The organism is Maribacter caenipelagi (assembly GCF_004364175.1).
Taxonomy (GTDB): domain Bacteria; phylum Bacteroidota; class Bacteroidia; order Flavobacteriales; family Flavobacteriaceae; genus Maribacter; species Maribacter caenipelagi.
This window is the reverse complement of sequence record NZ_SNZW01000017.1, coordinates 249,990-262,628: the sequence shown is the minus strand read 5'-3', so window position 1 is coordinate 262,628 and position 12,639 is coordinate 249,990. Positions and strand designations below refer to the sequence as shown.

Sequence of the window (12,639 nt, the reverse complement as noted above, 5' to 3'; positions counted from 1 at the left end):
TAAATGGAAGACAAAGAGAAGATCAAATCCCAAATCTCTAAGCTAGAAGAAAAATACAAAGATTCAGGGCAAGATCTAAGCTCTTATTTAGATGGGTTGTTACACCAACGTTATCTCACCTATTGGGACTATATTCATCTAGACACATTATTAAGTCTACAAGTTCCAAGAACACATTTTCCCGATGAAGAGATTTTCATCATGTATCATCAAATTACCGAGCTCTATTTTAAATTGATTTTGCATGAGCAAAAACAATTAGTAGATGATAAGAGTAACAGTTTAGAATTTTTCATAGAAAAGGTTAGAAGGGTTAATAGCTATTACAAAGTCCTTATATCTTCATTTAGTGTAATGATTAAGGGTATGGAGCGTGAACAGTTCTTGCAATATCGTATGGCATTACTACCGGCAAGTGGTTTTCAATCTGCACAATTTAGAATGATTGAACTTTATGCTACGCCTTTAGAAAACTTGGTTCATGTTTCTGAAAGAGCTCAATTTTCTTCAGAATCTACGATAGAAGAATTATATGAGCACATCTATTGGAAAAAAGGTGCTACAGATGTAGCTACAGGAGAAAAAACATTGACCTTAAAACAGTTCGAGTATCGCTATACGCCTAGGCTTATAAGAATAGCAAAACAGGTAGAGAACGCAACAATATATCATAAATATTTAAGTTTACCCAAAGAGCAAAGAGAAGACAATACTTTAGTTGATTCATTGAAAACTCTAGACGTAAACGCCAACATTAATTGGCAACTAATGCATATGGGTTCTGCTCATAGGTATTTAAGAAAAGAGACAGGTGATATTGAAGCAACAGGAGGCACCAATTGGAAAGAATACCTGCCGCCAAGTTTTCAGAAAATTGTGTTTTTTCCAGAATTATACACTGAACAAGAATTAAATAATTGGGGTAAGCAATGGGTAGATCATATGTTGAATCCAGATAAATCAAAAATAGAATAATGCAGAAGTTTTGGGGGGTATTATTGGCATTAACTGTTATAGCATCATGCAAAGACGGCGATAACAAGAAAAATGAGGTGGCTCAAAATGTTGAGGTCGTTGAAGTGCCAAAAGTGAATGAGAGATTTGGTTTTAATTTAGATGAATTCAATGTTAAGTTAGATACTATCAAATATGGTGATAGTTTTGGCGAATTAATGCAGAAGAATAAAGTAGACTACCCAAAGGTATTGGCTATTTCAGAGAATTTTAGAGATAGTTTTGATGTACGAAAAATTCGCGTGGGTAAGCCATATACCATTCTACAATCTAAAGATACTACCGCTCAAGCACAGGTTTTTATTTATGAGAACGATCCAATTAACTATACGGTTGTAGATTTGCGCGATAGTGTAAACGTCTATAAAGATAAGAACAAGGTAAAATTTGTTCAACGAGAAGTTTCAGGTGTAATAGAATCTAGTTTATCAGAAGCTATATTAGAGCAAGGCGTAGATTATAACGTTACCCATAACTTGGCAAATGTATATGCATGGACGATTGATTTCTCAAGATTACAGAAGAACGATAAGTTCAAAATTATTTATAATGAGAAATTTATAAATGATACTGTATATGCAGGTGCAGAACCTATAGAGGCCGCCTATTTTGAGCATAATGGCAAACCGATATATGCTTTTGCTTATGAAAATGACTCCTTAAGAAGTCTGGTTGATTATTTTGATGAGAATGCAAATAATTTAAGAAGAACTTTTTTAAGAATGCCCGTTGAGTATGGCAGGTTATCTTCTAGATATAATCTTAAAAGAAGAATTAAATACTACGGCTACAAGTTGCGTCCGCATAAAGGTACAGACTATGCAGCACCGATTGGAACACCGATTATGGCTACTGCCGATGGTACTGTTGTAGAGTCTACAAGAAGGGGTGGTAACGGTAAATACGTAAAGATTAGACATAATGGTACATACTCAACACAGTATCTACATATGAAAGCTCAAAAGGTAAAAAAAGGTGAGTTTGTTCGTCAAGGAGATGTGATTGGTTGGATCGGCATGACCGGTAATACAGGTGGACCTCATGTATGTTATCGCTTTTGGAAAAATGGAAAACAAGTTGATCCGTTACAAGAAGAACTTCCGCAGGCAGAACCTTTGCATGATACATTGAAAGAAGAATATTTCGCGTATATCGCAACATATAAAGAACAGTTAGATTGCATAATCTATCCTAAAGTTTTGTTAAAAGACGACGAGGATTTACTAACACTTAATCAAGAAAATGGCACTAAATAAAATAAACCCACAGCAAACTGATATTTGGAAGAAATTAACGGCTCATTACGAGGAAACAAAAGGTACACACCTAAGAAGTTTGTTTTCTTCGGATGTGAAAAGAGCTGAAAAATTTACGTTACAGTGGAATGATTTCTTGTTCGACTATTCGAAGAACAGAATCTCTGAAGAGACTATGCAAATGTTGTTTAAGTTGGCTGATGAGGTAAATCTTAAAGGTGCTATCAAAGATTATTTTGGTGGAGATTTAATCAATGAAACAGAAGGTAGAGCTGTTCTGCACACAGCGCTTCGTGCCAAAAAAGATGATGTGGTGTTGGTTGATGGTGAAAATGTAATGCCAGAAATCTATGAAGTAAAAGAACATATTAAAGAATTTACCGATTCAGTAATTAATGGAGATTTAAAAGGGTATACCGGTAAAGCATTTACCGATGTAGTTAATATAGGTATTGGTGGTTCAGATTTAGGTCCGGCAATGGTGACTGAAGCTTTAAAGTTTTATAAGAATCATTTATCTATTCATTTTGTTAGTAATGTAGATGGTGATCATGTTCATGAAGTTTTAAAGACATTAGATCCTGAGACAACGCTGTTCGTAGTAGTTTCTAAAACCTTTACAACACAAGAAACGTTAAGTAACGCGACTACCATTAAGAAGTGGTTTTTAAACCATGGAACACAAGAAGACATTGCAAAGCACTTTGCTGCAGTATCTACTAATAGTGAAAAGATAGCCGAGTTCGGTATTGATGCTGCAAACGTATTCCCAATGTGGGATTGGGTTGGCGGTAGATTCTCTTTATGGAGTGCGGTAGGGTTAACAATTGCCTTGGCCGTTGGTTATGATAATTTTGATGCACTATTACAAGGGGCTAACGATACTGATATACATTTTAAGGAGACTGAATTTTCAGAGAACATTCCCGTGGTAATGGCATTACTAAGTGTATGGTATAATAATTTTTATGGTGCTGAGACAGAGGCAATAATACCTTATGCGCAGTATTTAAGTAGATTTTCCGCGTATTTACAACAAGGTATCATGGAAAGTAATGGTAAAAGTGTAGATAGAGCAGGCAATACTGTTGGCTATGAAACAGGCACTATTATATGGGGAGAACCAGGTACAAATTCGCAACATGCCTTTTTTCAATTAATACATCAAGGTACTAAGTTAATACCGACTGATTTTATAGGTTTTAAACATTCTTTACATGGCGATAAGGACCATCATAATAAATTGATGGCAAATTATTTCGCGCAGACCGAGGCTTTAATGAATGGTAAAACTAAAGAAGAAGTAGTTACTGAATTAAAAACCAAATATTTATCAGAATCTGAAATTGATAAGCTAGCACCTTTCAAAGTATTTTCAGGTAATAAGCCTACTAATACTATTTTAATGGAAAAGCTTACGCCTAAAAGTTTAGGTGCGTTGATAGCACTTTATGAGCATAAGATTTTTGTTCAAGGAGTGATTTGGAACATTTTTAGTTTTGACCAATGGGGTGTGGAATTAGGGAAACAGCTTGCTGGGACTATTCTTGATGATATTATCAATTTAGATATTTCTGATCACGACAGCTCTACATTGAGACTTTTGCAATATTTTAAGAAATAATTATAAAAACAATAAAGTTCATCTTAAAAGTATAACTATTTCATTCTCACATAAATTGTGTTTGGTTTTTAGGTATTTTTGTCTTGCTGATTTAACGTTCTCTTAACGTTGGAGGTTTAAAAATAAAGGACTTTTGCAGCAAGTTAAAAAACTAACAAATACTCGAAGAAAATGAAAAAAATGTATTTTGCTTTAGCGGCATTTTTAATGACCGTAACTGCTTTTTCACAAGGATCTATTACTGGTACTGTATTAGATGGCGATTCAAATACTCCGTTGCCAGGTGCTACAGTAATGGTAAAGGGAACAACAAATGGAACATCAACCGATTTTGATGGTAACTTTACAATTAATACAAGTTCTGAATCTGGAACTTTAGTAGTTTCTTACATCGGCTTCAATTCAAAACAAATTGTTTTTACTTCAACTGGTAGCATTGGTTCAATTGTATTGGAACCTAATGCTGAGGAATTAGAAGGCGTTGTTGTAGTTGGTGTTCAGGATATTGCTAAGGATCGTAAGACTCCTGTTGCGGTTTCTACAATTAAGGCAGAAGAGATTCAATTAAAATTGGGTTCACAAGAATTTCCAGAATTGTTGAATACTACACCGTCAATATACGCTACTAAATCTGGTGGTGGATTTGGAGATGCTCGTGTTAATATTCGTGGTTTTGATACTAACAATTCTGCGGTAATGATAAACGGTGTGCCAGTTAATGATATGGAAAACGGTCAGGTTTATTGGAGTAACTGGGCAGGTCTTTCAGATGTAACATCTGCAATTCAAGTTCAAAGAGGTTTAGGTTCTTCTAAATTAGCAGTATCATCTGTTGGTGGTACCATTAATGTGGTTACAAAGACATCTTTAAATGCTGAAGGTGGTGCAATCGGAGCAACTGTTGGAAATGATGGTTACGTTAAAACATTGGCTTCTTATTCATCTGGATTGTTGGATAATGGTTTTTCTGCGTCAATGTTGATTAGTAGAACTGGTGGTAGCATGTATGCCGATGGTACTAAATTTGAAGGATATAATTTCTTTATGGGCTTAGGTTATACAAAAGGTGATCATAGTTTTGAATTTATGGTTACTGGAGCGCCTCAATGGCATCATCAGAGAAGTAGAGCCACTTCACTTGAAAATCAAATTCTTTACGGTGAAGGCGATGGTGAACCAAATAGAAGGTATAATGAAGATTGGGGGTATAGAAATGGTGAAGAGTATAGCTTTCGTCGCAATTTTTATCATAAACCGGTTATCAGTTTAAATTGGGATTGGAATTTAAGTGAAAAAACCACGCTGCAAACTTCAACTTACGCCTCATTTGGTCGTGGAGGTGGAACTGGAGAAATTGGCGAAATCAACGGAAGTAGGCAATTTGCTCTTCCTAGAACCGCTGATGGTCTAATAAGAGTAGATGATATCGTTGCATACAACAGTGGTCAATTGGTATCAGATTTTAGTGCTACTCCAAGAGAACAAATCAATGGTCAGTATGTGAATAATAGTGATCAAAATGCTAACGAAAATAATACCAATGGTATTTCTAGAAGAGCTTCTGTAAATTCTCATAACTGGTATGGAATTTTAGCGAACTTCAACAATCGTATATCTGAGGATTTAACTATAGATTTTGGTGTTGATCTTAGAAAATATACAGGTTACCATTATAGAAGAGTTAATGATCGTTTAGGTGGAGATGTTTATCAAGAAACAGATAATAGAAATAATCCTAATCAATTATTCTCTGAAACCTATAATGCAAATCAACCTTGGTGGGTATTTGGTAATATTGATGATGAGGAAAAAATTGATTACTACAATACTGGTTTAGTAAATTGGCTAGGTGTTTTTGGTCAAGTTGAATATAATTTTACTGAAGATATAACTGGTTTCGTACAAGGTGCATTATCAAATCAAGGTTTTGCTAGAGAAGAATTCTTTAATGAAGTGCCAGCAGCAAAAACTGATTTTGAAAATATTCTTGGTGGTAATGTTAAAGGTGGAGTAAACTGGAACGTAGATGCCAAAAATAATTTCTTTGCTAATGCAGGCTATTATTCAAAACAACCATTATTTGATGCAGTTTATATCAATTTTGGAAACAACTTGAATCCTAATTTAACTAATGAAAAAATTACTGGTTTTGAATTAGGATATGGCTACAGAAGCTCAAAATTTAGAGCAAATGTAAATTTATACTATACAAGTTGGAAAGATAGATTTGAGTCAACAGGAGCAACTTTTAATTTTGGTCAACCAGATGAGATTCGTGGTACCGCTAATATTTTAGGCATTACTCAGGTTCACACAGGTATTGAGTTTGATGGTAGATTTCAGGCTAGTGACAAATTTGCATTAACAGGTATGATGTCTATTGGTAACTGGGAATATAAAGATGATGTTACCGCTACTTATTTTGATAACGATCAAGCACCTATTGTTATAGATGGTGTTGAACAAGTAGAAACGTTAGCTTTAGACGGGGTTAAGGTTGGTGATGCGGCTCAGTTCACTGCTTTCTTAGGTGCCGATTATAATGTAGTTAATAACCTAAATGTTGATTTTGGATATCGTTTTGCAGGTAATTTATATGCTCAATTTGACGCCACAGATGTAGGTCCTGATGGTGCTTTAAAGCTACCTTCTTTCGGTCTTGCCGATGCAGGTGCAACATATAACATCCCTTTTGATGATAAAAATTTAAGCTTTAGGTTAAATGTAAACAACCTGTTTGATACAACCTATATTGCAGAGTCTGATACTAATATCTTTGCTCAGCCTGGTGATGATACTTACGATGGTGTTAATACAAGTAATCGTGTGTTCTTTGGTTTCGGTACTACTTGGAACTTAAGTGCTAGATTCAACTTCTAAATTAATTAGAGAATAATAAATTTTAAACCCTGACTGCATAGTCGGGGTTTTTTATGCTCAAAATTCATTACATTTAAAACTTAAAATTAGAACTATGTACGAAACGATTCACATGCTACATTCATACTTGGCCTATATAGCATTGGCAGTATTGATATTAGCGGTTATTAATGCCATTTCAGGACTTGTAGGCAAACGAATCTTTAATATGGGAAAAGACCTTAGACTAAGTCTATTTGCTCTTATTTTATGTCATATTCAATTATTGATCGGACTAATTCTTTATTTCGTATCTCCAAGTGGAATGAGCGCAATACAAGAGTTCGGCATGGGTGGTTTAACTTCTGCTGCGCGTTTATTGGCAGTAGAGCATCCCTTCATTAATATTTTGGCTATTGTTGCTATTACCATAGGTTGGTCAAGACATAAGAAATTTGTTGACGGGGCTAAAAAATTCAAAAGCATTGCTATTTTCTATAGTATTGGATTGCTGCTTATCTTAAGTAGAATTCCTTGGGGACAGTGGTTTAACTAATATTGAAATATTTAAAAGTATTACTAAGACCCTAATATTAATATAATAGGGTCTTTTTTATGGGTTAACCTTTTTAATTAGATGCAGGTATACAGGAAAATGGTCGCTATAACCGCCAATATAACTTCCACCAGCATAAGTCCGTAATGGGTAACCTTTATATTTCCCCTTTGGGTCCATTAAATATTCTGGGGTGAATATACCAACCTTCCAGTAACTGTAACTTTCTCTTTTATTATCTATAAGAGTTGATGTCATATATAGTTGGTCGAACAAATTCCATTTATCTCGATAGGCCAAAGAACCTCTTCCTTTTTTATATAGTTTTTCCATTGGTCCGTAAAGACTTAATGAGTCCAAATTCTTATTGTTTTTTTCAACCTGTAATATTTTTTTAAAACTTGGATCTATTGGGTCATCGTTGAAATCTCCCATACTAATAATTTTTGCATTGGCGTCTTGTCTTTGAACAGAATCTATAATACGTTTATTTAGTTTGGCTGCTTCTAATCTAAAAGGTCTACTTCTAGCCTCCCCACCACTTCTAGAGGGCCAGTGGTTTACCATAAAGTATATCTTTTCATTATCTAATAATCCTTCTACGATAAGTTGGTCTCTGGTGTAATCTCGTTTTCCATCAAGATTAAAAAGGAGTAATCTATGACTATTAAAATTAACTGGTACAAAAGCATTTTTCTTATAAAGTAGCGCAACGTCAATGCCACGTTCATCGGGTGAGTCGAAATGTACTATTCCGTAATTGAACTTAGATAAGTTTTTATGATGTACTAAATCTTCAAGTACACCTAAGTTTTCTATTTCGCATACGCCAATTATGTCTGGTGTCGTTTTGTTATCGGTAGAGCCAATTTTAGAAATAACCTTCGACATATTTTCTAATTTCTTCAGATAGCGTTCCTCTGTCCAATTGTCTTTTCCTTCGGGAGTTCTATCGTCATCAAAAATTAGGGTGTCATTTTTAGTATCAAATAAATTCTCAAGATTATAAAATGCAACTGTTCTAATTTGATAGGTATCAGCTTTTTGAGAGAAAATCAAGAAAGGAAAAAATAAGAAAACGATAAGCGATATTCGCATTGTAGAGAGTATTTTGTCTTTATTATCAGCTAGTATACGGAATTTTCGCGTTAATTATTTCTTAAACAGTATCTTAATGGCTCACGAGTAAGTGATTTAATTTAGAAAATGATTAAGCATACCTTGTTTTTATTACTTTTTGTTAAAATATGTTACCTGCATTCTCAAACGACTACTAACATCTCTGGAGTAATAAAAGAAAAGATTAGTAGTGAGGTAATTAAAAATGTACAGATAGTTTTAGAGGGTAAATCGATGTCGATTATAACGAACGAATTAGGAGAATTCAAATTGGTGACGTCTGATAAAGGAGAGTTTATCCTTCAAATTTCTACTCCTGATTATGATATCAAAAGAATACCGATATATATCAATGATAATGATATTGACTTAGGAATAATTTTTTTAGAGCGAGATATAACCGTAGAGAAATCTATCAACCTAATTAATATTACCGATGACGAGTTGTTAGATGATGAAATTAATTCTAACGCTCTCGCCTTGCTACAATCTACAAAAGACATTTTTCTGAATAGGGCAGCCTTTGATTTTGGTCAGGCATTTTTTAGGGTAAGAGGATATGATTCTCAATATGGCGAAGTACACCTAAACGGATTGCCAATGAATAAAATGTATGATGGCAGGCCGCAATGGAACAATTGGGGAGGGCTAAATGATGTAATTAGAAATCAACAATATGCCAATGGTTTAGAGGCTTCAGATTTTACTTTCGGAGGAATTTTAGGGAATACGAATATAGATTTACGTCCATCTGGGTTAAGACCTGGTACCAGATTATCATCCTCATTATCAAACAGAACGTACAGTGGTAGACTTATGGTAACCTATAATTCAGGAGTTAAAGATGAAAAATTCGCTTATATTATTTCTGCTTCTCGGCGCTGGGCGAAAGAAGGTTATATGGATGGTACTCTTTATGATTCTTATTCAGTATATGGTTCATTTGAATATCTATTAAATGAAAAGAACACAATTTCTGCCACGGCAATTGTAGCATCAAATAGAAGAGGTAGGTCTTCTGCACTCACAGAAGAAGTACAAAAAATTCAGGGAAACAGATATAATCCATATGCCGGTATTCAAAACGGAAAAATCAGAAATTCTAGGGAAAGACATATTCGAGAGCCATTATTTCTAGTCAATTATCATCATGAATCTAAAAGTCTTCGTATAAAGGGAGGTATTGCATATCAAACGGGAATATATAAGAGAAGCCGTTTGGGGTATTATAATGCTCCGAATCCTGACCCTACATATTATCGTTATTTACCAAGTTTTTATTTGAACTCGCCCATAGGTGCCAATTTTGAAAGTGCCATACAAGCAAAAGAAGGCTTTATCGAAAACCCTCAATTAGATTGGGAAAATATATACAAGGCAAATACCAATATAAGCCAAAACGGAGAAGCGGCTTATGTGCTGTATGATGATACCACAAAAGATAATCAGCTTACTGCAAGGGCTACTGCCAATATAGATATTGATAGTCATTTGAAACTCGATTTGGGTGCAACTCACAGGCAGCTTAATTCTAAAAACTATGCTCAAATAAATGATTTATTAGGTGCAGAGTATCATCGTGATATTGATACTTTTTCAGAAACGTTAAATGATGTTTCATCTGAAGTAAATAAAGGTAATGGTGCTATTTTTAATTACAACTATAATTTAAATGGTAGAAATAGTGAGGTTTACACTCAGTTAAATGCGCATTACAATAAGGTTAAGGCATTTATAGCCGGTAAGTATACTATGGTTGATTATCAAAGAGAAGGTTTGTTTATGAATGAACGTTTTTTAGATAATTCATTTGGGGATAGTGAAAAAGTCAAATTTTCAAATTGGTCATTAAAATCGGGAGCGTCATATACAATAACGGGAAGGCATTGGGTTTCTATCAATACCGCAATGATAAATAAAGCACCTGTTCTACAAAATGTATTTATAAATCCTAGGGAGAACAATACTGTAGTTCCCAATTTACAAAGCGAAACTATTACTAGTGTAGATGCTAATTACTATCTTAGAATGCCAAAATTAACGGGTAGATTCACAGGTTTTTATACTCGTTTTCAAAATACAACCGATGTAAATTTCTTCTTCGTTGATTCGGGTGTTGGTTCAGATTTTGTGCAAGAAGTAATCACTGATTTAGATAAATTACATTTAGGCATTGAACTGGGTTTAGAGTACCAGTTATCTAGTGCTGTTAAATTATCATTAGTCGGCTCTGTGGCGAAACATGAATATGCAAGTAACCCTTTCGTGACGATTAATTTTGATACAGCTGGTGCGACCGAAGATTTAATCGATATTTCAGGTTCTAAGTTTTTGGGGCAATCTGCAGTTAAGGGGTATAAGTTGGCACAAGGTCCGCAGAAAGCAATTGCGGCAGGTATAGAATACAGAGATCCAAAATATTGGTGGGTAAGTGCTTCGGCAAATTATCTAGCAAATAATTATGCAAACATTTCTACGATAACTAGAACTCAGAGTTTTTTAATTGATCCAGATACACAATTAAGATTTCCTGACGCTACAGATGAAAATGTGGAGAGACTATTGAAGCAAAAACCACTTGATAATTTTTATTTGTTGAATATGGTTGGTGGTAAGTCATGGCTTAAAAAGGGGAAGTACATCAGTGTATTTGCCAGTATTAATAATGTTTTTGATACCACTTTTAGAACTGGTGGCTATGAGCAAAGTAGAAATGGAAATTATGGCCAGTTAACTCAAGATAATTTAAGTGGCAATCCCTCTTTTGCACCTAAGTATTGGTATGGTTTCGGTAGAACCTATTTTTTAAATTTTGCATTTAGTTTTTAAAAATAAAGTAATTCGTATGAATTTTAGTTTGAATAAATATTTTACGACAATTACTATTGCTATCATGCTTTTCTCATGCGTGAAGAATAGAGAATTTGATACGCCAGCAATAGACTGCTCTGATTCAGAATTTACGTTCATCAGTATATCAGAGTTAAAGAATATTTATAAAGGCGAGACTATTCAAATTCAAGAGGACTTAGTTGTTAAAGGTTATGTGATTTCTTCAGACAAAGAAGGTAATTTTTTTAATACCATATATTTTCAAGATGAGCCAAGTAATCCGTCAGATGGAATGCAGATCGAGTTAGAATTAAGAGATTCACATTTGTTCTTTAATATTGGTCAGCAAATAATTATAAAATTGAAGGGATTGTATTTGGGCGAGTCTAATGATGTTTACAAAATTGGCGGGGTATTTACTTCTTTTGGTAACCGTAGCGTGGGCAGGTTGCCTAAAAATTTGGTTTTTGACCATGTATTGGTCTCTTGTAAAGAGAATGTGGGTGTTGAGCCAACTTCAATTGCTATTTTAGATTTAAATGAAGCTATGTTGAATACATTGGTTGTGGTGACCGATGTAGAAATTAAGCAAGAAGAGCTAGGAGAAACGTTTGCCATTAAGGAACAAGAAACATTGAGAACAATGATTGATTGTGGCGATAACGAATTGGTAATAGTTAACAGCGGTTATGCCGATTTTCAATCTGAAATACTCCCAGATAAAATGGGAACTGTAACCGGAATATTAACTATGGATAATAGTCAATTTCAATTAATTATTAGAAGTCTAGATGACCTTTCATTTGATCAAGACCGATGTGAAGATTTTATAGATGAATTCACTTCTTCATCAATATTTATATCTGAGATCGCAGACCCAAACAATAATGCAGGAGCTCGGTTTGTAGAAATTTATAATGCATCTGAAGAAAGCCTTTCTTTAAAAGGATGGGTTTTGGAACGTTACACCAATGACAATATCGAGGTCAGTTCAAGTATCGACTTAAGTGAATATGAAATACCGGGAAAAGGATTCTTAGTGATTTCGCCCAACACAGAAGAGTTTAATAATGTATATGGCTTTGAGCCTGATGTCTCAGTTGGTACAAATTCACCGGCAGATTCTAATGGCGATGATAATCTTGTTTTAGTAGACCCTTTCGGTACCATTGTAGATATTTTTGGTGTTATCGGTGAAGACGGTAGTAATACCAATCACGAATTTGAAGACGGTAGGGCTGTTAGAAAAATAGAAATAGATTCTAACAATACTATTTTTGACCCAACTGAATGGTTGATTTATAATGATACAGGTGACGTGGGGACAATAAACATGCCTCAAAATGCTCCGTTAGATTTTAGCCCGGGAGTGAGGTAAT

Annotated in this window: 8 protein-coding genes; 7 read left to right on the top strand and 1 reads right to left on the bottom strand. The window is 34.5% G+C overall.

What is annotated here, in order from left to right; genetic code table 11:
- Positions 1-3: 3 nt before the first annotated feature.
- From DFQ03_RS15520 to DFQ03_RS15500, 5 genes are all read left to right on the top strand, one after another.
- A complete protein-coding gene (locus DFQ03_RS15520; RefSeq protein WP_133674159.1) occupies positions 4-975 on the top strand; it encodes a tryptophan 2,3-dioxygenase family protein in 972 nt (323 codons plus the stop codon).
- Positions 975-2,270 (top strand): M23 family metallopeptidase, encoded by a 1,296-nt coding sequence (locus DFQ03_RS15515; RefSeq protein ID WP_133674158.1) that lies wholly within the window; start codon positions 975-977, stop codon positions 2,268-2,270. Before DFQ03_RS15520 ends, DFQ03_RS15515 begins: the two co-directional genes overlap by 1 nt.
- Positions 2,257-3,894: a glucose-6-phosphate isomerase gene (pgi, locus tag DFQ03_RS15510; protein ID WP_133674157.1), complete on the top strand. Its 1,638-nt coding sequence runs from the start codon at positions 2,257-2,259 to the stop codon at positions 3,892-3,894. Before DFQ03_RS15515 ends, pgi begins: the two co-directional genes overlap by 14 nt.
- 171 nt (positions 3,895-4,065) lie before the next feature.
- Complete coding sequence (locus DFQ03_RS15505; RefSeq protein ID WP_133674156.1) at positions 4,066-6,774, top strand: TonB-dependent receptor; 2,709 nt, start codon at positions 4,066-4,068, stop codon at positions 6,772-6,774.
- Positions 6,775-6,868: 94 nt separating this feature from the next.
- A complete protein-coding gene (locus DFQ03_RS15500) occupies positions 6,869-7,309 on the top strand; it encodes a hypothetical protein (protein ID WP_133674155.1) in 441 nt (146 codons plus the stop codon).
- Between the two features lie 57 nt (positions 7,310-7,366).
- Here the strand turns inward: DFQ03_RS15500 and DFQ03_RS15495 are convergent, their stop codons facing one another.
- On the bottom strand, positions 7,367-8,407 hold the full coding sequence (locus DFQ03_RS15495) for an endonuclease/exonuclease/phosphatase family protein (RefSeq protein WP_133674154.1): 1,041 nt from the start codon (positions 8,405-8,407) through the stop codon (positions 7,367-7,369).
- A gap of 108 nt (positions 8,408-8,515) precedes the next feature.
- Here DFQ03_RS15495 and DFQ03_RS15490 point away from each other — a divergent pair, with 108 nt between their 5' ends.
- Together DFQ03_RS15490 and DFQ03_RS15485 are read left to right on the top strand one after the other, a co-directional pair.
- Entirely contained in the window at positions 8,516-11,257 is a 2,742-nt protein-coding gene (locus DFQ03_RS15490) for a carboxypeptidase-like regulatory domain-containing protein (protein WP_133674153.1), read from the top strand.
- A gap of 16 nt (positions 11,258-11,273) precedes the next feature.
- Positions 11,274-12,638: a DUF5689 domain-containing protein gene (locus DFQ03_RS15485; protein ID WP_133674152.1), complete on the top strand. Its 1,365-nt coding sequence runs from the start codon at positions 11,274-11,276 to the stop codon at positions 12,636-12,638.
- Position 12,639: the final 1 nt, after the last annotated feature.

What these genes read in the sequence shown, in the direction of transcription:
- DFQ03_RS15520 (WP_133674159.1), top strand. Translation starts at nt 4, where the DNA reads ATGGAAGACAAAGAGAAGATCAAATCCCAAATCTCTAAGCTAGAAGAA.
- DFQ03_RS15515 (WP_133674158.1), top strand. Translation starts at nt 975, where the DNA reads ATGCAGAAGTTTTGGGGGGTATTATTGGCATTAACTGTTATAGCATCA.
- pgi (WP_133674157.1), top strand. Translation starts at nt 2,257, where the DNA reads ATGGCACTAAATAAAATAAACCCACAGCAAACTGATATTTGGAAGAAA.
- DFQ03_RS15505 (WP_133674156.1), top strand. Translation starts at nt 4,066, where the DNA reads ATGAAAAAAATGTATTTTGCTTTAGCGGCATTTTTAATGACCGTAACT.
- DFQ03_RS15500 (WP_133674155.1), top strand. Translation starts at nt 6,869, where the DNA reads ATGTACGAAACGATTCACATGCTACATTCATACTTGGCCTATATAGCA.
- DFQ03_RS15495 (WP_133674154.1), bottom strand. Translation starts at nt 8,407, where the DNA reads ATGCGAATATCGCTTATCGTTTTCTTATTTTTTCCTTTCTTGATTTTC.
- DFQ03_RS15490 (WP_133674153.1), top strand. Translation starts at nt 8,516, where the DNA reads ATGATTAAGCATACCTTGTTTTTATTACTTTTTGTTAAAATATGTTAC.
- DFQ03_RS15485 (WP_133674152.1), top strand. Translation starts at nt 11,274, where the DNA reads ATGAATTTTAGTTTGAATAAATATTTTACGACAATTACTATTGCTATC.